The organism is Pseudomonas sp. 22189 (assembly GCF_052045635.1).
GTDB classification, from domain to species: domain Bacteria; phylum Pseudomonadota; class Gammaproteobacteria; order Pseudomonadales; family Pseudomonadaceae; genus Aquipseudomonas; species Aquipseudomonas parakoreensis.
Genome location: NZ_JBQEPG010000009.1, coordinates 193151 through 215552, shown reverse-complemented (window position 1 = coordinate 215552; position 22402 = coordinate 193151). Strand labels below are relative to the sequence as shown.

Genomic DNA, 22402 nt, shown 5'->3' with positions numbered 1-22402 from the left:
ATCGTCCCCCACGATTGGCGCCCGCGCATTCATCGGAGCACTTGACCATGACCGTCACCAAGACCAGCGAGTACCTGGAAACCCTCTACGAAGGCTACGGCCAGCGTTTTCGCATGGAAAAACTGCTGCACGAAGTGCGCACCGAACATCAACACCTGGTGATCTTCCAGAACCCGCGCATGGGTCGGGTGATGGCGCTGGACGGAGTGATCCAGACCACCGAAGCCGACGAATTCATCTACCACGAAATGCTCACCCACGTGCCGATCCTCGCCCACGGCACAGCCAAGCGCGTGCTGATCATCGGCGGCGGTGACGGTGGCATGCTGCGCGAAGTGACCAAGCACGCCAGCGTCGAGCACATCACCATGGTCGAGATCGACGGCACCGTGGTCGACATGTGCAAGGAATTTCTGCCGAACCACTCCAAGGGCGCCTATGACGATCCACGCCTGAATCTGGTGATCGACGACGGCATGCGTTTCGTCGCCACCACCACAGAAAAATTCGACGTGATCATCTCCGACTCCACCGACCCGATCGGTCCGGGCGAAGTGCTGTTCTCGGAGAACTTCTACCAGGCCTGTCACCGTTGCCTGAACGAAGGCGGAATCCTCGTGACCCAGAACGGCACGCCGTTCATGCAGATCGATGAAGTCAAAACCACCGCCGGTCGCCTGCGCAGCCTGTTCCCGGACTGGCACTTCTATCAAGCGGCCGTGCCGACCTACATTGGCGGTTCGATGACCTTCGCCTGGGGCTCGACCAACCCGGCCTACCGCAAACTGAGCCGTGAAACCTTGCAGCAGCGCTTCATCGGCAGCGGCATCGTCACCCGCTACTACAACCCGGAAATCCACATCGGCGCGTTCGCGCTGCCACAGTACGTGCTGCAGGCGATCAACAAGCCGAGCAACGACTGACGCACTATTCCCGGATCGGTGATAGATCCCCTGTGGTGAGGGGATTTATCCCCGACCGGCTGCGCAGCAGTCGGAAAATCGGCAGACGCGTTGGAACTGACACTATGCGTTCGCTGAATTCAGGGACGCTTCGCGCCCATCGGGGATGAATCCCCTCGCCACACAAGCCTGTTTCCCCATCGGTTAATTTTTTTTCATGTTCGTGCGCTGCAATCCTTTTGAACGATCAATCTCGCCAAAAGTCGAGATAGTAGTAAGCCCATTTGCGGGTTTGATCGAGGAGGCACCGATGCAAAAGTGGAAAGTCACTTTCGTGGACGATCATGGTGAAATTGTCGATGAGGTGTTCGAGCGCGCGGAATGCCCCAGTGACGACGAGGCTGCACGCCTGATCAAGGAACGGCTCCTGCCGGTGGCCGCCAAACTGGATCTGAACGATCTGGAAGGGCGAACCCCTGATGCTGGCGTCAAAAGCCTCGAAACCCAGAACAGCATCAAGATCCGCAGCATCACTCCAATCTGAAAATCTTCCTTTCATCCGCAACAACCAGGCCTTGGCAGCAGCTCTATCTTGGGGCTACTCTGCAAGCGAGATCAGCGAACGAATCGCTAAGGTCTGGTCTTGTCAGCTACATGCTTGTTTCCCGCCGGCAACCGGTTTGCCGATGTACTTCTGGCCTGTAAGGCCCGGGGCGGGAATACGGAAAGTCTATCCATCTATCCGAGGGGGACGTTTCATGAGCACAGCCTATCAAGAAGACATCAGCAGCAACGTACTGCGCCGCATGAAAGAAGGCGGTTTCGACTTTTCCCGGTTCCATCCCATCGAGTTCTACGCCATTTTTCCGGACGAGGAGCGGGCGCGCAGGGCGGCGGGCAAATTTCGCGGTGAATCCATCAATGCCCAGGTCAGTGCGCGCGAAGATGGCGCGTGGTCACTGGAACTGAGCAAAGTGATGCACGCGACCTATGACGACATTGGCGATTTCGAGCAGGGCTTTTCTGCCGTGGTCGAGCCGCTGGGCGGCATCATCGAAGGCTGGGGCGTCAAGCAGGAGGTGCGCAACCGCCATCGTCTGAACTGATCTCTGGATTCAGGTATTGAGCAACGGCTGACCTTCGGGTTGGCCGTTGTCGTTTTCAAAGATCAAAAGATCGCAGCCTCCGGCAGCTTCTGCACCAATCACCTGCAGGAGCTGCTGGAGGCTGCGATCTTTTGCTTTTTACTTTCAAAACATTTCAGAAAGGCAAAAAAAAGCCACCGGAGAGGGTGGCTAAAAGGGAAGACCGATAAGGAGAGGAAACCGGTCAGGGTTACGGCCTGCGGGGACTGCGCGGGCAGTCCGGATCAGTGGAGCTGAAGCCTTCAGTGGGGAAGTTTTCAGCGAATGCGCCGATTATCCGCAGCCCGGCGCAAGCAGTGAAATCAACTCTGACTATGCTGGTGATAGGCGATGCAGTGCGTCGCAATGAAGCGGGGGCAATCCTGTTGGAGCATTTGCCGCACAGGAATGGTGCGGTGCTTGCGGCTTGATTATCCAACCGATTGAAATCAAAGCGTTTATGCCGATGGCACGGGCCTTGCGAAGGCCTGTAGGTCCGGGTGACAAGGAGTACGGCATGATCCGCACCTATTTTGATGAAATGTACGATGCCGGCGGCCAGGTTCGCCCGCATTACCGGGAGTTCGCCCGCTGGCTTGCCGACACGCCTGACGAGTTGCTGGCGCAACGGCGGCGCGAGGCCGACCTGCTGTTCCACCGGGCCGGGATCACCTTCACGCTCTATGGCGACGAGCAGGGCACCGAGCGCCTGATTCCGTTCGACACCATTCCGCGCAGCATTCCCGCCAGCGAGTGGCGGATCGTCGAGCGTGGCTGTATCCAGCGGGTCAAGGCGCTGAACATGTTCCTTGCCGACCTCTATCACGAGCAGCGCATCATCAAGGCCGGGATCATTCCCGCCGAACAGGTGCTGGCCAACGAGCAGTACCAGTTGGCGATGCAGGGCCTGGACCTGCACCGCGATATCTATTCGCATATTTCCGGCGTTGATCTGGTGCGCGACGGCGACGGCACCTACTACGTGCTCGAAGACAACCTGCGTACCCCGAGCGGCGTCAGCTACATGCTTGAAGACCGCAAGATGATGATGCGCCTGTTTCCGGAGCTGTTCGCCGCCCAGCGCATCGCGCCTATCGATCACTACCCGAACCTGTTGCTCGACACCCTGAAAAGCTCCAGCCCGATCGACGACCCGAGCGTGGTGGTACTGACGCCGGGGCGCTTCAACAGTGCGTTCTTCGAACACGCCTTTCTGGCACGGGAAATGGGCGTCGAGCTGGTGGAGGGCGCGGATCTGTTCGTGCGTGACGACAAGGTCTTCATGCGCACCACCGACGGGCCGAAAGCGGTGGACGTGATTTACCGGCGTCTCGACGACGCTTTCCTCGACCCGCTGGCGTTCCGCCCGGACTCAATGCTCGGCGTACCGGGACTGCTGTCCTCCTATCGCTCGGGCAACGTGGTGCTGGCCAACGCTATAGGCACCGGCGTGGCGGACGACAAGTCGGTGTACCCGTTTGTCACCGACATGATCCGCTTTTACCTCGACGAAGAGCCGATCCTGAAGAACGTGCCGACCTGGCAGTGCCGCAATCCCTCGGAACTTTCCCATGTACTGGCCAATCTGCCGGATCTGGTGGTCAAGGAAACCCAAGGCTCCGGCGGTTACGGAATGCTGGTGGGGCCGGCGGCGACGGCGGCGGAAATCGATGCATTCCGCGACCGGATCAAAGCTAAACCCCACGCGTACATCGCGCAGCCGACGTTGTCACTGTCGACCTGTCCGACCTTTGTCGAAAACGGCATTGCGCCGCGCCATATCGACCTGCGTCCGTTTGTACTGTCTGGCCGCGAAACCCGGGTCGTGCCCGGCGGTTTGACCCGTGTCGCCCTGCGTGAAGGCTCCCTGGTGGTGAATTCCTCCCAGGGTGGCGGAACCAAGGACACCTGGGTGGTCGAGGATTGAAGGAAGCTTGCCATGTTAAGTAGAACTGCCTCGGATCTGTACTGGATGTCGCGTTACCTGGAGCGGGCGGAAAACCTCGCGCGGATGCTCGATGTCAGTTATTCGCTGTCGCTGATGCCGCAGGACGGTCGCGGCGACGGTCTGCACGAGCTGGCCATGCCGCTGCTGATTACCGGCACCCTCGACGATTACCTTGAGCGTCACGGCGAACTGCATGCCGAACGCTTGCTGCATTTTTTCGCCCTCGATGCGGCCAACCCGGCGAGCATCTACAGCTGTCTCGGCGCGGCGCGGGCCAGTGCGCACGCGGTGCGTGGACGAATCACCGCAGACATGTGGGAGAACATCAACGCCACCTGGCTGGAGATTCGCGGCATTGCCGAGCAGGGCCTCAGCCGTTACGGCATGAGCCGTTTCTGCGAGTGGATCAAGGAGCGCTCGCACCTGTTCCGTGGCGCGTCCTACGGCACGATCATGCGCAACGATGCGTTCCGCTTCATTCGCCTGGGCACCTTCATCGAGCGTGCAGACAACACGCTGCGCCTGCTCGATGCGCGCTACGAAATGGCTGGCGATCAGGCCGAGGCCGTCAGTGACGGCACCGCCCACGCTTACTATCAATGGAGTGCGCTGCTGCGGGCGCTGTCGTCTTTCGAGGCCTACACCGAGATCTACCGCGACGCCCCCGGCGCCCGGCATGTCGCCGAGCTGCTGCTGTTGCGCGCCGATGTCCCGCGTTCGTTGCGTGCCTGCACCGAGGAAATCGACCAGATCCTCGCCCAGTTGCCAGGGGCCAACGGCCGTCCGGCGCAACGTCTGGCCGCTGAGATGGACGCGCGTCTGCGCTACACCGGCATCAACGAAATCCTTGCCGAAGGCCTGCACGCCTGGCTCACCGAATTCATCCCGCTGGTGCGCCAGTTGGGCAACGCGATTCACAGTTCATACCTGGAGGCTGCATGAGACTTTCCATTAGCCACGAGACCACCTATCACTATGAAGATCAGGTGCGGGCGAGCATCCAGTATCTGCGCCTGACCCCGCACGACAGCGAGCGTCAGCACGTGTTGAGCTGGCAGCTCGACCTGCCGCGACCGGTGCGCGCGCAGCTCGATCCGTTCGGCAATATTCTGCATGTGCTGACCATGGATGAACCGCACGAAGCGATCATCATCGGCGCCCGCGGCCAGGTAGATATCGACGAGTTGCGCGAGGCCGAGCATGAGAGTCAGTCGGCGCTGCCGTTCCTGCGCTTCACTCGCCTGACCGAGGCGGACGAAGCGTTGCGTACGTTTGCCGACAAATCCTGCAAGCAGCGACGTGACCGCACCGCCCTGATCGATCTGATGCACGGCTTGAATCAGCACATGACCTACACGCCGGGCTCCACCGAAGTCGACACCAGTGCCGCCGAAGCCTTCGCCGGGCGCGCCGGGGTTTGCCAGGACCACACTCATGCCTTTCTCGCCTGTGCACGCAGCCTGGGGATCCCGTCTCGCTACGTTTCCGGCTATCTGTACAGCGAAGACGCCGAGCACCTGGCCAGCCATGCCTGGGCCGAAGCATGGCTGGATGACGCCTGGTACAGCTTTGACGTGACCAACCAATTGGCCCGCCCGGAGCGGCACCTGAAACTGGCGGTGGGCCTGGATTATCTGGACGCCTGCCCGGTGCGCGGCATGCGCCGGGGCGGGGGGAGCGAGCAGATGCATGCGAAGGTGTTGGTGTCGCCGACGCCAGTCATTTCCGTGCAGCAACAGTAGATCCGGGATACCGCTATCGCTGGCAAGCCAGCTCCCACAGGTTATGCGCTGACTCTGAATCCGCGGTAATCCTGTGGGAGCTGGCTTGCCAGCGAAGAGGCCGGTGATATCACCGCAACGCTTATGGCTTGATCTTCCGCCCAGCCATGTGCTGCAAATAGCCAATCAACAACTGCAAATCCCCCTCCGGCAACACCTCCGCCGAAAACCCCGGCATCTTCGCCTGTGGCCACTGGCGCAAACTCTGTGGATCACGAATGTAGCGCTTGAGGAAGTCCGCGCCGAAATACTCGGTCGGGTTGTACGGAATGTTCAGGTCCGGCCCGAACTGCGCATCGCCCGCACCGTTCAAGCGGTGGCAGGCCAGGCAGTTCTTCTGGAACAGCGCAAAACCCTGATTCACCGGGTCATTCGCTTTCAGCGCGGGATCCGGCAACAGGGCAGGGAAACGTTCGGCCACTGGCGCCATGCGCTTGATGCTTGCCACCTGGAACGGCCATTGTTCCGGGCTGATATTGCCGGCCTGCGGGTCGGTCCATACCAGATAAAACGGCCCTGCGCTGTGCTTGCCTTCGGACAGCGGCGGCCACGGCTGCGCCGGGTCTTCGATCGCCAGCCAGGCCCGTGCGCCTTTGGTATTGAGCAACGGTGCAGCGCTCAGCTCGGCGGCAAAGCCGTCCAGCGCCACCGCTTGCAGATGATCGTCCGGTTTGATGCCCGTGAGCAGCGCCGCGACCGGGACGGCGCGATAAATCATGTCCTTCTTGTAAGACACATCATTGTTGATGGTCAGGGTTTGTACCTGAGGGTGCTTGAGCAATTCCTCGGTCTGCCAGGTGTGACGAGTTGCGCCCAGCTGCAGATCCAGCTGTGCGGCAGACAAGGGCATGCTCAGCAGCAAGGCCCAGAACATAATGAGCGTTTTCAAATGATCGCCGTCCATGTCGTAGGAGTGCGCAAAGGTTGGCACAGCCACGCTGGCCCGGGAAGCGGGCCAGTCACATTGTTGATGGCAATGAAATGCACCGGCCGGCGAGTCAGCCGATGACCTTGGTCAGGTTCGGCAAAATAAGCAACAGCGTGGTGGCGAAAAGAATGAGCCCGGCTTGACGAACTTTCGGTTGTTTGAACATGGCTTGACCGCCTTTATTGTTATTTCCTGATGTTTGCCTGCATATCCATGACGGCAAACGCTGCACTTCCTGTAGAAGAACGTCGGCCCCGGCAAAACCCGACGACCCTGACGTACATTTACTACCTTAGAGCCCGCGTCACGCGCGGCTTAGATCCATTTCGTATGTATTTGCTGCTGCTGGCAATAAAAAAGACATGAGGCGTATTGCCAGCTTCTGCGCCGACCGCTTGCTAGACAACTCGCCGACCTGAACCGGTTCACCTGAGGGTGGATGACCGTCCGTCTGAGCGTGCGCGTCAACATCATTGAGCGCTGTGGTCATTGAATCCTCGACGGCGCGGGACAACAGTGAGACCACGAAATTCACTCACCGCACAGGTTCGAGGACGTCATGACCCAAGCTTTGATTTTCGATGCGCTACGTACGCCCCGTGGCAAAGGCAAGGCCGATGGCGCGCTGCACAGCGTCAAACCGGTGAATCTGGTCGCGGGGCTGTTGACCGCGCTGCAGAGCCGTACCGCGCTGGACACCAGCCAGGTCGATGACGTGGTACTCGGTTGCGTCACGCCGATTGGCGATCAAGGTTCCGATATCGCCAAAACCTCGGTGCAGGTGGCGGATTGGGACGTCAGCGTCGCCGGTGTGCAGATCAACCGCTTCTGCGCCTCCGGTCTGGAAGCGGTGAATCTCGGCGCGATGAAAGTCCGCTCCGGTTTCGAAGACCTGGTGGTGGTCGGTGGCGTCGAGTCGATGTCGCGGGTGCCGATGGGCAGCGACGGCGGCGCCTGGGCGCTGGATCCGCAGACCAACCTGCACAGCCACTTCACCCCGCAGGGCGTTGGCGCGGATCTGATCGCCACCCTTGAGGGCTTCAGCCGTGAGGATGTCGATGCCTATGCGTTGCACTCGCAGCAAAAAGCTGCACGTGCCCGGGCCGACGGTTCGTTCAACAAGTCGTTGGTGCCGGTGCAGGACCAGAACGGCATTATCCTGCTCGACCACGACGAATTCATTCGCGCCGAATCGACGATGGAAGGCCTGGGCAAACTCAAGCCAAGTTTCGAAATGATCGGCCAGATGGGCTTCGATGCCACCGCGCTGCGGGTTTACAGCCACGTCGAGCGAATCAACCACGTACACACGCCGGGCAACAGCTCCGGGATCGTCGACGGTGCGGCGCTGATGTTGATCGGTTCCGAAGCCAAGGGCCGTGCGCTGGGTTTGCAGCCTCGGGCGCGTATCGTCGCCACGGCGGTGACCAGTACTGACCCGACGATCATGCTCACCGGCCCGGCGCCGGCCACCCGCAAGGCGCTGGCCAAGGCCGGTTTGCGCGTGGAAGACATCGACCTGTTCGAGGTCAACGAGGCGTTTGCTTCGGTGGTGCTCAAGTTCATCAAGGACATGGCGGTCGACCCGGACAAGGTCAACGTCAACGGCGGCTCGATCGCCATGGGCCATCCGCTGGGCGCAACCGGTTGCGCGATCCTCGGCACCTTGCTCGATGAGCTGGAAACCCGGGGTCTGCGTTACGGCCTGGCGACGCTGTGCGTCGGCGGCGGCATGGGCATTGCCACCATCATCGAACGCCTTTGAGCCCCGAATTCAAGGAATCTTGTTATGAGCGAAGCCATTCGTTACGAAAAAGGTCAGGACGCCATCGTCGTGCTGACCATCGACATGCCGGGCCAGAGCGCCAACACCATGAACGCCGTATACCGCCAGGCCATGGGCGCCTGCGTCGCGCGGCTGGTGGCGGAAAAGGACAGCATTGCCGGGGTCATCATCACCTCGGCGAAGAAAACCTTCTTTGCCGGCGGCGACCTCAATGAGCTGATCAAAGTCGGTAAACCCGAGGCCAAAGCGTTCTATGACATGGTGCTGAGCCTCAAGGGGCAATTGCGCACCCTGGAAACCCTCGGCAAACCGGTGGTCGCAGCGATCAACGGTGCCGCACTCGGCGGAGGCTGGGAAATCTGTCTGGCGTGCCATCACCGGGTGGCGCTGGACGATGCGGCGGTGCAACTCGGTCTGCCGGAAGTGACCCTCGGACTGTTGCCGGGCGGCGGCGGGGTGGTGCGTATGGTGCGTATGCTGGGGATCGAAAAGGCGCTGCCGTATCTGCTCGAAGGCAAGAAGATCCGCCCACAGCAGGCGTTGCAGGCCGGTCTGATCGATGAGTTGGCGGCGGATCGTGACGAGTTGCTGGCCAAGGCGCGCGCCTGGATTGTCGCCAACCCGAGCGCGATGCAGCGCTGGGATGTGAAGGGCTACCAGATTCCCGGCGGCACGCCGTCGAATCCGAAGGTCGCGCAGATGCTGGCGATTGCGCCGTCAATCCTGCGCAGCAAGACTCAGGGCACGCTGCCCGCGCCGGAGAAAATCCTCTGCGCGGCGGTGGAGGGTGCGCAGGTCGATTTCGACACCGCGCACCTGATCGAAACCCGTTACTTCACCGAACTGACCACCGGGCAGATCTCGAAAAACCTGATCGGCACCTTCTGGTTTCAGCTCAACGAAATCAATGCCGGCGGTTCGCGGCCGCAGGGCTTTGAGCCCTATGTCACGCGCAAGGTCGGTGTGCTCGGCGCAGGCATGATGGGCGCCGGTATCGCCTTCGTCAGTGCTTCGGCCGGTATCGACGTGGTACTCAAGGACATCAACCTGGCGGCGGCCGAGAAGGGCAAGGCCCACTCGGCGGCATTGCTGGACAAGAAAGTCGCCCGTGGGCAGATGACGGCTGAAAAACGCGAGGCGGTGCTGGCGCGGATCCAGGCCAGCGAGAGCGATGCCGATCTGGCGGGTTGCGATCTGATCATCGAGGCGGTGTTCGAAGACCGTGAACTGAAGGCCAACGTTTCCTCTGCAGCGCAAAAGATTGTCGGTGCTGACGCGGTGATTGCCTCCAACACATCAACGTTGCCGATCACCGGACTGGCGACGGCAGTACCCGATCAGAGCAAGTTCATCGGTCTGCATTTCTTCAGCCCGGTGGACAAAATGCCGCTGGTGGAAATCATCAAGGGTGCGCAGACCAGTGCTGAAACCCTGGCGCGCGGTTTCGACTTCGTCCTGCAGATCAAGAAAACCCCGATCGTGGTCAATGACAGTCGTGGCTTCTTTACCTCGCGGGTGTTCGGCACCTTCACCAACGAAGGCATCGCCATGCTCGGCGAGGGTGTGAGTGCGCCGATGATCGAGACCGAAGCGCGCAAGGCCGGGATGCCGGTCGGGCCGCTGGCGATCTCCGACGAAGTCTCCCTTAGCCTGATGAACCATATCCATCAGCAAACGGCCAAGGACCTGCAAGCGGAAGGGAAACCGCTGACAGAGCATCCGGCGTTCGCTGTGATTGACTTGCTGCTCAACGAATACAAGCGCCCGGGTAAAGCCGCCGGCGGGGGCTTCTACGATTACCCGGCGGGTGGTCAGAAGCATCTGTGGCCGGAGCTGAAGACGCGTTTCGAGAAGGCTGACGGGCAGATTTCACCGAAGGATGTGCGTGATCGTCTGCTGTTCGTGCAGGCTCTGGAAACCGTGCGCTGCGTGGAGGAGGGTGTACTGACTTCGACGGCAGATGCCAACGTCGGCTCGATCTTCGGCATTGGATTTGCCCCATGGACCGGCGGCGCATTGCAATTTATCAATCAGTACGGCGTGCAGGACTTCGTCGCACGCGCGCAGTATCTGGCTGAGCAGTACGGCGAGCGCTTTGCGCCACCGGCGTTGTTGCTGGAAAAAGCCGCGAAAGGCGAGTTGTTTTAAGTGATCGGCTGAGCGCTGCGGGGCTTGCCTTGCCGGGGTGTTTCAAGGCAGGCTCTGGGTGTTCATTATTCCCATCACGTGTCAGGTATTTTTTATGTCGCTACGCATCTGCATTCTGGAAACCGACATCCTGCGTCCGGAACTGGTCGATCAATATCAGGGTTACGGGCAGATGTTCCAGCGCCTGTTCTCGCAGCAACCGATTGCCGCCGAGTTCACCGTGTACAACGTGATGCAGGGTGAATACCCAAGCGACGACCTGACCTTCGATGCGTACCTGATCACCGGCAGCAAGGCCGATTCGTTCGGCACCGACCCGTGGATCCAGACTCTCAAGCAATACCTGCTGACTCGCTACGAGCGTGGCGACAAGCTGCTCGGCGTGTGCTTCGGCCACCAACTGCTGGCGCTGTTGCTCGGTGGCAAGAGTGAGCGCGCCACTCAGGGCTGGGGTGTCGGCACCCACAACTACAAACTGGCGGCCAAGGCGCCGTGGATGAGCCCGGTGCGGGAAGAGTTAACGTTGCTGATCAGCCACCAGGATCAGGTCACGGCGTTGCCGGAAAACGCCACGGTCATTGCCTCCAGCGATTTCTGCCCGTTTGCCGCGTATCACATCAACGATCAGGTGCTGTGCTTCCAGGGCCACCCGGAATTTATCCACGACTATTCGCGGGCGCTGCTGGATCTGCGCCAGGACGCGCTGGGGTCACAGATCTATTCCAAAGGCGTGGCCAGCCTGGAGCAGGAGCACCATGGCACGACCGTGGCGGAATGGATGATGCGGTTTGTGGCGCACAAGCCAGAAGCTGCTTGATAGCAGATCAAAAGATCGCAGCCTGCGGCAGCTCCTACAGGGTGTACACCATCCCAATGTAGGAGCTGCCGCAGGCTGCGATCTTTTGCTTTTGCTTCCCTACAACCACCCCGACCTCTTGAAACTCGCCCACAAACTCACGCACCCCACCGTGATAAACCCCAGCACGGCGAAATAGCCGTAATGCCAGCTCAGCTCCGGCATGTTCTGGAAGTTCATCCCGTAAATTCCCGCCACCGCCGTCGGGAACGCCAGAATCGCCGCCCACGCAGCAAATTTGCGTTGCACCACACTTTGCCGTGACGCCTCCAGCAACACGCCGATCTCGATGGTCTGACTGGCAATGTCCGCCAGCGTCGTCAGGTCTTCCATCTGCCGCGTGACGTGAATCTGCACATCGCGGAAGTACGGGCGCATGTTCTTGTCGATGAACGGGAAACTCAGTTTCTGCAGCTCCTCGCCGATCTCTACCATCGGCGCTGCATAACGGCGCAGGCGCAACACATCGCGGCGCAGGCCGTGAAGTTTCTGGATGTCATGCTCGTTCAACGCACTGCACAGCACGTTGCGCTCCAATTCATCAATCTCGGCATGAATCGCTTCGCCGACTGGCTGGTAGTTTTCGATCACGAAATCCAGCAGTGCATAGAGGACGAAATCTTCGCCGTGCTCGAGCAACAGCGGCCGCGCCTCACAGCGCTGGCGGACATGCGCATAGGACGCCGAGTGGCCGTTGCGGGCGGTGATGATGTAGCCCTTGCCAGCGAAGATATGCGTTTCGATGAACTGCAAAATCCCATGCTCGCGGATCGGCGAGTAGGTGACGATAAACAAGGCGTCACCAAAGGTTTCCAGCTTTGGCCGGCTGTGTTTTTCCAGGGCATCTTCGATGGCCAGTTCGTGCAGGTTGAACTGGCGTTGCAGATTGGCCAGCTCCTGAGCGTCCGGCTCTTCCAGGCCGATCCAGACAAAATGCCCGGTTTTTGCGGCCCAGGCGGCGCCTTCGTCAAGCGTGATATTGGTGACTTTCTTACCGGCGCTGTAAACCGCAGCAGCAACAACTCGACCCATGGTGGTGGTTCACTTCTTCTTGGCAGATGGCAGGGAATACAAGGCTTCAGCTTAGCCGTGTCGCTGCTTGAGAGTCAGTGAAATCTGCACAGTTCACCCGGCAAAAGAAAACCCGCACGAGGCGGGTTGGTTTTTCACGCAGCTTGCAGCTGCTGATCCATCGCGGCGATGCACTCGCGCATCTGTTCGCGGCATTGGGACATGAGCATGGGCATGTCATCCATGGTCAGCCCGGCTGTAGGAATCGCCGGCAGCGAGCGTATGAGAATTTTCCCGCTGCGCCAGCGGTTCAGGCGCATGTGCTTGATGTAGCTGCTGACGCACACCGGCACAATCGGCACACCGGCGGCGATCGCCATCTGGAACGCGCCTTTCTTGAATGGCAGCAGTTCTTCACCGAGGTTGCGCGTGCCTTCCGGGAACACCCAGATCGACGTGTCTTCGTGTTGCAAGGTGTGGGTGGTGGTGAGCATCGACTTGCGCGCCTTGTGCGCGTTCCCGCGATCGATCAACACGTTGCCTGCCAGCCAGAACAGTTGCCCGAACAGCGGCACCCATTTCAGGCTCTTCTTGCCGATGCACACAGTCCGGCGGGGTACCACGTTGCCGAACACGAACAGGTCGTAGTTGGACTGATGGTTGGCCACGATCACGCAGCTGTCGGGCTTGTTCATCAACGGGCCGACTTCAGCCTTCACACGCAAACGCAAAATACACATGGCCGGTAGCGCGTAGAGGCGGGCGCACAGTCGGCTGTTGTCCGGATTGAACGGACGGCACAGCCCGAGGATCACCCCCAACACGCCGGCCAGAATAAAGTGCAGGCCCATCAATAACATACGAAACACAAACAGCATTTTCAGGCCCCACCGGGACAAAAGGTGGCGCAGTGTACGGATGTGCACTGTTTTCGGCAATTGCTGCTATAGAGTCCGGAGATAGGCGATGTTTAAGCGCATGTTTCCAAGTTGATCGTCAGACGCGTCCTAGAGCTGTCGGCAGATGACCAACCGAACGCGCAAGAAAAAGCCCGACACGACGGTCGGGCTTTTCTTCGGCTCGGGAAGCGTGGGTTTAACCCAGATGCTCCTGATCCTGAATGATCGCGTTGTCGAGGGCTTCGAGCAGTGCCTTGCGCACTTTGAGCTTGGTGTTCTTGTGCGCGTTCATGTTGATCTTCTTCAGCTGACGCGCCGCTGCCAGGGCTGCACCTTGCAGCTCTTCGGCAGCCACCACCTTGTCGAGGAAACCGGCATCCACCGCGCTTTTCGGATCAAACATCTCGCCGTTGATCACCGAACGGTGGAACGCCGAGCGACGCAGGCGATCACGGGCCAGCTCAATGCCGGCGTGGTGCATGGTCATGCCGATCTGCACTTCGTTCAGGCCGATGCTGAACGGGCCACCGACGCCGATGCGGTAATCGGCAGACAACAGCAGGAACGCGCCTTTGGCCACAGCGTGACCAGGGCAGGCGACAATCACCGGGAACGGATGAGAGAGCAGGCGGCGGGCGAGGGTCGAGCCAGCAGTGACCAGTGCCACGGCTTCTTTAGGCCCGGCGGTCATCACCTTCAAGTCGTAGCCGCCCGACAGAATTCCCGGCTGACCGGTAATGATCACGATGGCACGATCAGTCTTCGCCTGATCCAGCGCCGCGTTGAACGCCGCAATCACGTCCGGGGAAATGGCATTGACCTTGCCGTTGTTCAAGGTCAGGGTCGCGATACCGTCTTCGAGGTGGTAGGCAATCAACTCACTCATGACGCTATTCCTTGTAAGAAAGATGGGCAGACGTTACCCACCGCCGCAGGCCAGGTAAAGCGCCGTGACTGACCCGCCAGTCACCGTTTCCGGCCGCGCCCGGCGTAGCACACCGTTCTGCTTCTATATAAAAGGGTGGCCGTCACCAGAGATTGTCCGGTTTGCCATCGCCCAGGGTGGGTCGAAACGCCTTTATGCCTTAAGCGCATGAAAATTCTGAAAAAAAGTTTGCCATCAGAAAAGCTTTCGACTACATTAGCGCGCCTCGACAGACAGAACATGTTTGAAGAGATACGGTGAAGTGTCCGAGTGGCTTAAGGAGCACGCCTGGAAAGTGTGTATACAGGAAACTGTATCGAGAGTTCGAATCTCTCCTTCACCGCCACATTCAATACACAAAACCCCTGATTTCGAAAGAGATCAGGGGTTTTGTGGTTTCTGGCGTCTGGATTTTAATCCGCCGCGCAAGTTGCGCTGGCAGTGCTCGGCCAGGATGGCCATAGCACATTACAATCGCCACTTTATCCGCTGAAAAAGGACGGTTCCCATGATCATCTCCACCACCCACGCCATCGAAGGCCGCCAGATCACCGCGTACCTGGACATTGTCAGCGCGGAGTCGGTGCAGGGCGTCAATGTGATTCGTGACCTGTTTGCCGGCATGCGCGACTTTTTCGGTGGGCGCTCGCAGACGCTGGAGCGGGCGTTGAAAGAGGCGCGGGTTCAGGCGACGGACGAGATCAAGGAGCGGGCTCGAGCGTTGCAGGCGGATGCGGTGGTCGGGCTGGATTTCGAGATCAGTATGCCGGCGGGCAAGGGCGGCATGGTTGTGGTGTTCGCGACCGGCACAGCGGTCAAGTTGCGTTGAGGTTGTGCAGGTCAGCGCCATGGCTTGGATCCCACAAGCTTCAGGGCGTCTTCGGGTAATGGGATGTTGAAGAGGTGTAGGCCATTCGTCGGGCATCGGTCGAACTGAACCGCAAGTCCAGTAATGACCGACTAGTCTCAAAAGCCTTGGAGGTCGATATTTTTTCGGGCAAAAGGGCTTTGCCAGTGTCGATCTATTGCAAAGGGGAGAGGCTATGACTGATCCGTATATCGAAGACGATGGAGCTGAGTTTTCATTCAATAACTGTGTCCGTTGCGGCCAGACGGAGTATCAATCGGGCTTTGGCGAGGACCCGGTGCAGACCGGCAAGATCAAGTCCACCGTGCCCAAGGGGCCGAAAGCCAAATTCCTTCCGAAGGTTTCGGCCCGGTCAAGAAAGTAAGGTGAGACCAAACAACCCCGTCTATGAACGGGGTTTTTTATGCCTGATGTTTATGAAAGGAAATCTCCTACAAGTGATCGGGCAGATTCGGTTTTTTTTCACAAACTTTTCACGTCCACGGACGTAGGGTGAAGCCATCCGTTAGAAAGCAAGTCTCCAGCCCGTCTCCCCAGCGGGCTTTTTTTTGCCTGCGATAAAACCTTTTGCCAAATCGCTGTCCAATCGGCGCCAAGTGCTCGGCGGCAGCTGATTTTTCTAGACTTCAGCGCGTCGGCAGCTTTCAATCTCGGCCCCTTTTGATCTCCCTATTTTTGAGGTTTTTGTCATGCGTCTAACATTGCCCGCTCTGGTTCTGGGGCTTCTGGTTGCTCAAGGTGCGGTGGCTGGTGAAGGCACTGCGGCACTCGGCGGCGGTCTGGGTGGCGCGCTGGGTAATGTGGTCGGCCAGAAAATGGGCGGCAGCACCGGCGCGGCGATTGGTGCCGGTGTTGCAGGCGCGGCCGGCAGTGCGATGGCCGCCGGCAAAGGCAGCCGCACCAAGGCGGCTATCGGCGGTGGTGTCGGCGCGGCCGGTGGTTCGGTGATCGGCAACAGCCTGGGCGGCCGAAATGGCGCGACCATTGGCGCCGGCCTGGGTGGCGCGGCCGGTGGTGCCGTCGGCGCCAACCTGTCCAAAGGTCACAAGCGTCACTGATTGCGAACGTTTGTCAGAAAAAGCCCGGCTCGACGCCGGGCTTTTTCATGGCTGAACGTTTTTCCGAAAAATGTCTCCAATCTGACATAGGCCCTGTGGGCATACCGTCCCGATTCGGGAACTGTGAGGTTCAAATGCGTTTGTCATTATCTGCACTGTTTTTCGGATTACTGGTCGCCCAAGGTGCGATGGCCGCCGGCGATGGTAGCGCCGCCGTCGGTGGCGGACTGGGCGGTGTGCTCGGTAACGTGGTCGGTGGCCAGCTCGGCGGCAGCACCGGTGCCGCGGTTGGCGCGGGCGTCGGTGGCGCGGCGGGCAGCGCGGTCGGAGCAAATAAACACAATCGCACCGAAGCCGCCATCGGCGGTGGTCTCGGCGCCGCCGGCGGCTCGGTGGTTGGTAATAGTCTGGGCGGCTCCACCGGCTCCGCCATCGGTGCCGGTTTGGGCGGTGCAGCGGGTGGTGCGGTGGGCAACAACCTGGGTGACGACGGTGGAAGCGGGCATTCCGGCGGGGGTCACAAGCACAACAAGTACAAACACAAAAACCGCCATCATTGATTGAATATTCGAAAGGAAACCCGGCCTGGTGCCGGGTTTTTCGTGTCTGGCGGTCGGACACTGGAACGATTGGCTGTAGGGCTTTTCGAACGTTATACAACCCACCAGACGTAGAGGTTTGCCATGACGCCCGAAACCGAAGGCAAGGAAGAAAAAGGCCCGAGCGGTCTGCCGTTTATCAATGATCCTGGGAACGAGGATCCGGGGTCGCTGATGGATGATGCGACGGTGCCGTTGAATGATGCGGATGAGGCTTTGGACGATTATGAAGAGGAGGAGGACGAGCAGTGATTGCTTGCCTTTCCAATGAGGAATAGCTCGGCTTCTCAGTCGCGCACTCGAAAAAAGTGCGCGGACTTTGCGGGGATCACGAGGTAAAAAAATCGGGAAATCAGGCGTTATCTGTAGGGCATTTCGCTAAACATCAGCGAGTCATTCCGCAGATCGTAAACATTGCCCGTTGCTCAATCTCTGCTGGCCTCGCTATGCTGCTGAACCCATTAATCAGATCCAAGCAGCGGCGCCAGCTGGGCCGCCCGGGATGTTTTTGATAACGGATCCGATGATGAATGCACCGATGAAGACGTTTGGCCCGATCAAGGCCGTGATTTTCGACATGGACGGTTTGCTGCTGGACACCGAAGGCATCTACACCGAGGTCACCTCGCTCATTGCCGAGCGCTATGGGCGGACCTTCGACTGGAGCGTTAAACAGAACATCATCGGTCGCGGCGCCAATGACTTGGCGAACTACGTGGTGCAGGCGCTGGATCTGCCGATCAGCGCTGAAGAGTTTCTGGTGATCCGCGAGCCGCTGATGCGTGAACGCTTTCCCAGGGCCCAGGCGATGCCGGGCGCGGAGGAGCTGATTCGCCACCTCAAGGCACACAACATTCCGATCGCCGTGGGCACCAGTTCGTCGCGGCAGTCGTTCGGCCAGAAAACCACCTTGCACCGCGACTGGTTTGCGCTGTTCGACTTCATTGTGACGGCGGACGACCCGGAAGTCGGCGCAGCCAAGCCAGCGCCGGACATCTTCCTCACTGCGGCCCGGCGTCTGGGTGTCGCGCCTGAGGATTGCCTGGTGTTCGAGGATTCACCATTTGGCGTTACCGCGGCGAAAGCGGCGGGGATGACGGCCATCGCGATCCCCGACGCGGCCATGGCTGATGAAAAATACGCTCACGCCGACGGGATTCTGCGCACGCTCAAGGCGTTCACCCCGAGTGCCTGCGGTTTGCCGGCGCTGGAGTGGGCTTGATCAGCCAATAAGCGCCGATAAAAAACGCCGCCCTCTGCAAAGAGGTGCGGCGTTTTTTGTATCCGGGATTCAGCGCAATCAGGCGCCGAAACCACCGTCGATGGTCAGGCTGGCACCGGTGATGTAACCGGCTTCCGGGCCCACCAGATAGGCGACGAAACCGGCGATTTCATCGGCAGTGCCGTAACGGCCCACCGCCATCAGCGGGATCAGGCTTTCAGCGAAATCACCGTGCGCGGGGTTCATGTCGGTGTCGACCGGGCCGGGTTGCACGTTGTTGATGGTGATGCCGCGCGGGCCGAGGTCGCGGGCCAGGCCTTTGGTCAGACCGACCAGTGCTGATTTGCTCATCGCGTACACACCGCCACCGCCGAAGGGCATGCGGTCAGCGTTGGTGCTGCCGATGTTGACGATGCGCGAGCCTTCGCTCATGTGCTTGGCGGCTTCCTGAGACGCGATGAACACGCTGCGTACGTTGATCGCCAGCGTCTGGTCGAAGTCTTCCAGTTTGAAGTCTTCCAGCGGCGCGATGGCCAGGACGCCGGCGTTGTTCACCAGAATATCCAGGCGGCCAAAGGCTTCGACGGTGGCGCTGACGGCGTTGCGGATAGCACCTTCGTCGGCGCTGTCGGCCTTGATCGCCAACGCTTTGCCGCCGTTGGCGGTGATGCTGTGCTGCAACTCTTCGGCCTTGGCGGTGGAGCTGACGTAGGTGAAGGCGACAGCGGCGCCTTCGGCGGCCAGACGTTTGACGATGGCGGCGCCGATACCACGGGAACCGCCTTGAATCAGAGCGACTTTGCCGCTGAGGTGTTGAGTGGTCATGTTCGATCTCCAGAAAATTCAAGGCGGGGTGCCTTGTTGTTGGAGCCGAGTATCGGCCTCGCATCGACAACCGTGTAGACCATGATTGCTATAGTCTGTGTAAACCAGAAGTTTATAGTGGCGATCATGGAAACTTTCAGCAGTATCGAATGCTTCGTGCGCAGCGCCGAAGTCGGCAGCTTTGCCGAAGCCGCCCGGCGCTTGAGCCTGACCCCGGCCGCCGTCGGCAAGAGTGTGGCGAAGCTCGAGGTGCGGCTCGGTGTACGGCTGTTCCAGCGTAGTACACGCAGCCTGACCCTGACCGAGGCCGGCCAGCTGTTTTTGAGTCAGGTCAGTGGCAGTCTGACGACGATTCAGAATGCGGTGGCCAATCTGTCGAGTGTGGAAGGACTGCCGGCGGGGACGTTGAAAGTCAGCATGGGCACGGTATTCGGGCGTTTGTACATCGTGCCGTTGCTGCAAGAGTTTTTACGTCGGTTTCCGGCGATCAACCCTGACTGGCATTTTGATAACCGTCAGGTCGACTTGATTGGGCAGGGTTTCGATGCGGCGATTGGCGGGGGCTTTGAATTGCCCCAAGGCGTGGTCGCACGCAGATTGGCACCCGCGCATCGTGTGTTGGTGGCGTCTGCTGACTACTTGCAAAAGCACGAGGCGATTGCCGAACCGGACGATCTGCAACGTCACGATGGCATCCTGATTCGTTCGCCGCAAACCGGTCGTGTGCGCTCCTGGCAGTTGATCAGTAGCGGCAGTCAGCTCTGTCAGCCCTTGACCCTGAAGACGCGAATGACCATGAGCGACTCCGAAGCCGCCTGCGCCACGGCAGCGCAGGGGCTGGGGATCGCGCTGGTTAGCATGCCGTTTGCCGTGGGGTATCTGGAGGCTGGCACATTGCAGCGCGTACTGCCGGACTGGTACATCGATGACGGCAACATTTCGATCTACTACGCCGAGCATAAATTGTTGCCAGGCAAGACTCGGGCGTTTGTCGATTTTGTGATTGAGCAGTTTGCGCAGCAGGGGTTGGCTCGGCGGTTCAGTGCTGTTTGAGCAGGACTTTGGGACCGAGGTGTGGCCATCGCGGGCAAGCCACGCTCCCACAGGTTCTTCGTCGTTCACATGATGGTGATACAACGCGAAACCTGTGGGCGCGAGGCTTGCCCGCGATGAACGATAACGCGGTCTACCGGGCAAACCGCTCCGCCCAGCCTATGATCTGCTTCGGCCGGGGCGTCGCATAAGTCCGCACCTTGGACGTCGACAACCCCAGTCGCACCAGCGATTCAGCAATGGTCACCGCCGCCGTCACGCCATCCACCACCGGTACCCCGGTACGGCGGCGGATCTGTTCGTCCAGCCCGGCCATGCCGCCGCAACCCAGGCAAATCACTTCGGCCTTGTCCTGGGTGACTGCCAGTTCCGCCTGTTGCACGATGGCTTCCAGCGCCCGTTGTGGCTCGTGCTCCAGTTCCAGCACCGCCAGACCGCTGGCCCGCACCGATGCACAGCGATCCCACAAGCCGGACAGTTTCAGCCGATCCTCGATCAGCGGCACAGTGCGATCCAGCGTCGTGACCACCGAATAGGCGTGGCCGAGAAACATCGCAGTGCTGGCGGCGGCGTCGGTGATGTCCACCACCGGCACGTTGAGCAGTTCCTGCAAACCTTCGCGACCGTGTTCGCCGTAACCCGCTTGAATCACCGCGTCGAAAGGCTGGTCGTAGGACATCACCCGATCCATCACGGCGATGGCCGCCAGATAACTTTCGAAATTGCCTTCCACCGAGTCGGCGCCGAAGAACGGCGTCAAGCCGACGATTTCCGTGCCGGGAGACGCGACCGTCTGCGCCGAGCGGGCGATGGCCTGGGTGATGGATTCGGTGGTGTTGACGTTGACCACAAGAATACGCATGAGAAGTCCTTATTGCGGGCAGTTCAGCGGCCCAAACCCGGGCCGCAAGGAAGTTAATGGCTGACGTTGTCGACGGCGATCGATTCGCCGCTGACGTCGGCGTAGTGCGGCTGACGTTTGGCGATGATCAGATAGAGCATCGCGGCAATGCCGGCACCCACCAGCCAGGAGAACGGCGAAATGCTGTGGAAACCCGGCACCAGCGCCAGGACAATGGCGATCAACGCTGCTGGAATGAACGCCGCCACCGCGCGGAAATTCACTCCGTGGCTGTAGTAATAAGCGCCGTTGGGATCTTCGCTGTACAACTGCGGGACGTTGATCCGGCCTTTGCGGATCAGCCAGTAGTCGACCATGATCACCCCGTACAGCGGGCCGAGCAGGGCGCCGAGACCTGAGAGGAAATACACGATCACCAGCGGGCTGTTGTAGAGGTTCCACGGCAGGATCAGCACGGCGATGGTCGCGCTGATCAGCCCGGCGCGGCGGAAGGTCAGGTACTTCGGCGCCAGGTTGCTGAGGACGAAGGCCGGGGCGACGAAGTTGGCCATGATGTTCACCGCAACGGTGACGATCAGGAACGCCAGGCAACCGAGCACCAGAAAGAACGTATTTGGAATCGAGGCGATGATTTCGGTCGGGCTTTCGATGATCCGCCCGTTGATCTGAAATTGCGCACCGCAGAGCAGGACGGTGATGGCAGCGAACACCAGAATATTCACCGGCAGGCCCCAGAAATTGCCGACCTTGATGGTCTTGCGGCATGGCGAGGAGCGGGCGAAGTCGCAGAAATTGAGGATCAGCGTGCCGTAGATCGCCAGCCACAGGGCGCCGCCGGCAAAGATATTGCGCCACATCTCGCCACCGGTCAGCGGGTCGCGGATCGACCAGGCAATGGTCGCGTTGGCCTGGGTGTACATCCACGCAGCGAGCGCCGCAACGGTCAGCAGAATCACCGGGCCGGCAAAAGCTTCGTAGCGACGGACCATTTCCATGCCGTAAGCGAGGATCGCCAGCTGCACGAACCAGATCGCCACAAAACACACCCAGCCGAGGGTCGACAGGCCGAGGATCGAGTTGTGGTCGTAATCGGCGAAACCGGGATGAATCGCCGTCAGCAGCACGCGAAACACCACCGACGCCAGATACGTCTGAATGCCGAACCAGGCGATGGCGATCACCGCGCGAATCAACGCCGGAATCTGCGCGCCGTGAATGCCGAAACTGATCCGGCTGATCACCGGAAACGGCACCCCGGTTTTCTGCCCCATGTAGCCGGACAGGTTCATGAAGAAGTACACCAGCGCCGCACCGATACCCAGCGACAACAGAATCTGCCAGCCGCCCAGGCCCAACGCATACAGGCCGATGGCGAACGAGTAGTTGGCGATGTTGTGCACATCGTTGGTCCACAGGGCGAAGATGCTGTACTTGCCCCAGCGCCGCCCTTCGGCCCGGGTCGGTGCGAGGTCGCTGTTGTGCAGGCGTGGGCTCAGTTGACACGGGTCGGCCAGACCCGCGTCGGGCGATGGCTGGTCGAGGGCAGAGGCGGGCAGATTCAACGCGATGTTGTTGGAAAGACTTGTACGCATTCCGGCAGGCTCCTG

The 22402-nt window shown here is 60.0% G+C and carries 23 protein-coding genes and 1 tRNA gene; 17 read left to right on the top strand and 7 right to left on the bottom strand.

Annotation, left to right across the window (positions count from 1 at the left end; genetic code table 11):
• Positions 1-47 precede the first annotated feature (47 nt).
• The 6 genes from speE (at position 48) to ACTJKS_RS12150 (ending at position 5716) form a co-directional block, all read left to right on the top strand.
• The gene (speE, locus tag ACTJKS_RS12175; RefSeq protein ID WP_041068886.1) at positions 48-923 is read left to right on the top strand and encodes a polyamine aminopropyltransferase; all 876 of its coding nucleotides are present in this window, start codon (positions 48-50) and stop codon (positions 921-923) included.
• A gap of 289 nt (positions 924-1212) precedes the next feature.
• Positions 1213-1446 carry a hypothetical protein gene (locus tag ACTJKS_RS12170; RefSeq protein ID WP_041068889.1) on the top strand — a complete coding sequence of 78 codons (234 nt, stop codon included), beginning with the start codon at positions 1213-1215 and terminating at the stop codon, positions 1444-1446.
• 214 nt (positions 1447-1660) lie between these two features.
• Positions 1661-2008, top strand: a complete 348-nt coding sequence (locus ACTJKS_RS12165) for a ribonuclease E inhibitor RraB (RefSeq protein WP_041068892.1) — start codon at positions 1661-1663, stop codon at positions 2006-2008.
• A gap of 535 nt (positions 2009-2543) precedes the next feature.
• Entirely contained in the window at positions 2544-3953 is a 1410-nt protein-coding gene (locus ACTJKS_RS12160) for a circularly permuted type 2 ATP-grasp protein (protein ID WP_108182135.1), read from the top strand.
• Between the two features lie 12 nt (positions 3954-3965).
• The gene (locus ACTJKS_RS12155) at positions 3966-4916 is read left to right on the top strand and encodes an alpha-E domain-containing protein (RefSeq protein WP_007960702.1); all 951 of its coding nucleotides are present in this window, start codon (positions 3966-3968) and stop codon (positions 4914-4916) included.
• Entirely contained in the window at positions 4913-5716 is an 804-nt protein-coding gene (locus ACTJKS_RS12150; protein ID WP_108182136.1) for a transglutaminase family protein, read from the top strand. The genes ACTJKS_RS12155 and ACTJKS_RS12150 overlap by 4 nt, the downstream gene beginning before the upstream one ends.
• 121 nt (positions 5717-5837) lie before the next feature.
• Here the strand turns inward: ACTJKS_RS12150 and ACTJKS_RS12145 are convergent, their stop codons facing one another.
• A complete protein-coding gene (locus tag ACTJKS_RS12145; RefSeq protein WP_108184373.1) occupies positions 5838-6659 on the bottom strand; it encodes a c-type cytochrome in 822 nt (273 codons plus the stop codon).
• Positions 6660-7242: 583 nt separating this feature from the next.
• Here ACTJKS_RS12145 and ACTJKS_RS12140 point away from each other — a divergent pair.
• From ACTJKS_RS12140 to ACTJKS_RS12130, 3 genes are all read left to right on the top strand, one after another.
• On the top strand, positions 7243-8448 hold the full coding sequence (locus tag ACTJKS_RS12140; RefSeq protein ID WP_108182137.1) for an acetyl-CoA C-acetyltransferase: 1206 nt from the start codon (positions 7243-7245) through the stop codon (positions 8446-8448).
• 24 nt (positions 8449-8472) lie between these two features.
• Positions 8473-10617 (top strand): 3-hydroxyacyl-CoA dehydrogenase NAD-binding domain-containing protein, encoded by a 2145-nt coding sequence (locus ACTJKS_RS12135; protein WP_108182138.1) that lies wholly within the window; start codon positions 8473-8475, stop codon positions 10615-10617.
• Between the two features lie 94 nt (positions 10618-10711).
• Positions 10712-11434, top strand: coding sequence for an amidotransferase (locus ACTJKS_RS12130; RefSeq protein ID WP_041068915.1), 723 nt, complete (start codon positions 10712-10714; stop codon positions 11432-11434).
• 99 nt (positions 11435-11533) lie between these two features.
• On the opposite strand, the gene ACTJKS_RS12125 is transcribed toward ACTJKS_RS12130, so the two are convergent.
• The 3 genes from ACTJKS_RS12125 to ACTJKS_RS12115 form a co-directional block, all read right to left on the bottom strand.
• Complete coding sequence (locus tag ACTJKS_RS12125) at positions 11534-12505, bottom strand: magnesium and cobalt transport protein CorA (RefSeq protein ID WP_027613314.1); 972 nt, start codon at positions 12503-12505, stop codon at positions 11534-11536.
• A 134-nt stretch (positions 12506-12639) separates the two neighbouring features.
• Complete coding sequence (locus ACTJKS_RS12120) at positions 12640-13362, bottom strand: 1-acylglycerol-3-phosphate O-acyltransferase (protein ID WP_108182139.1); 723 nt, start codon at positions 13360-13362, stop codon at positions 12640-12642.
• Between the two features lie 217 nt (positions 13363-13579).
• The gene (locus tag ACTJKS_RS12115) at positions 13580-14269 is read right to left on the bottom strand and encodes a crotonase/enoyl-CoA hydratase family protein (protein ID WP_108182140.1); all 690 of its coding nucleotides are present in this window, start codon (positions 14267-14269) and stop codon (positions 13580-13582) included.
• Between the two features lie 295 nt (positions 14270-14564).
• On the opposite strand from ACTJKS_RS12115, the gene ACTJKS_RS12110 reads away from it, so the two are divergent.
• The 7 genes from ACTJKS_RS12110 (at position 14565) to ACTJKS_RS12080 (ending at position 18055) form a co-directional block, all read left to right on the top strand.
• Positions 14565-14654, top strand: a tRNA-Ser gene (locus ACTJKS_RS12110).
• Between the two features lie 162 nt (positions 14655-14816).
• Positions 14817-15137 carry a YbjQ family protein gene (locus ACTJKS_RS12105; RefSeq protein WP_007960724.1) on the top strand — a complete coding sequence of 107 codons (321 nt, stop codon included), beginning with the start codon at positions 14817-14819 and terminating at the stop codon, positions 15135-15137.
• Positions 15138-15351: 214 nt separating this feature from the next.
• Positions 15352-15540: a hypothetical protein gene (locus ACTJKS_RS12100; RefSeq protein WP_108182141.1), complete on the top strand. Its 189-nt coding sequence runs from the start codon at positions 15352-15354 to the stop codon at positions 15538-15540.
• Positions 15541-15865: 325 nt separating this feature from the next.
• A complete protein-coding gene (locus ACTJKS_RS12095) occupies positions 15866-16234 on the top strand; it encodes a glycine zipper domain-containing protein (protein WP_007960728.1) in 369 nt (122 codons plus the stop codon).
• A 134-nt stretch (positions 16235-16368) separates the two neighbouring features.
• Positions 16369-16794 carry a YMGG-like glycine zipper-containing protein gene (locus ACTJKS_RS12090; protein WP_041067599.1) on the top strand — a complete coding sequence of 142 codons (426 nt, stop codon included), beginning with the start codon at positions 16369-16371 and terminating at the stop codon, positions 16792-16794.
• Positions 16795-16917: 123 nt separating this feature from the next.
• Positions 16918-17085 (top strand): hypothetical protein, encoded by a 168-nt coding sequence (locus tag ACTJKS_RS12085; protein ID WP_174377150.1) that lies wholly within the window; start codon positions 16918-16920, stop codon positions 17083-17085.
• A gap of 274 nt (positions 17086-17359) precedes the next feature.
• Positions 17360-18055, top strand: coding sequence for an HAD-IA family hydrolase (locus ACTJKS_RS12080; RefSeq protein WP_108182142.1), 696 nt, complete (start codon positions 17360-17362; stop codon positions 18053-18055).
• Between the two features lie 78 nt (positions 18056-18133).
• On the opposite strand, the gene ACTJKS_RS12075 is transcribed toward ACTJKS_RS12080, so the two are convergent.
• Entirely contained in the window at positions 18134-18880 is a 747-nt protein-coding gene (locus ACTJKS_RS12075; protein ID WP_086794940.1) for a 3-oxoacyl-ACP reductase family protein, read from the bottom strand.
• 126 nt (positions 18881-19006) lie between these two features.
• On the opposite strand from ACTJKS_RS12075, the gene ACTJKS_RS12070 reads away from it, so the two are divergent.
• Complete coding sequence (locus tag ACTJKS_RS12070) at positions 19007-19933, top strand: LysR family transcriptional regulator (RefSeq protein ID WP_041067885.1); 927 nt, start codon at positions 19007-19009, stop codon at positions 19931-19933.
• A 133-nt stretch (positions 19934-20066) separates the two neighbouring features.
• Here ACTJKS_RS12070 and ACTJKS_RS12065 read toward each other — a convergent pair whose 3' ends face one another.
• Together ACTJKS_RS12065 and ACTJKS_RS12060 are read right to left on the bottom strand one after the other, a co-directional pair.
• Complete coding sequence (locus ACTJKS_RS12065) at positions 20067-20795, bottom strand: aspartate/glutamate racemase family protein (protein ID WP_041067608.1); 729 nt, start codon at positions 20793-20795, stop codon at positions 20067-20069.
• Between the two features lie 53 nt (positions 20796-20848).
• Entirely contained in the window at positions 20849-22387 is a 1539-nt protein-coding gene (locus ACTJKS_RS12060) for an NCS1 family nucleobase:cation symporter-1 (protein ID WP_108182143.1), read from the bottom strand.
• Positions 22388-22402 lie beyond the last annotated feature (15 nt).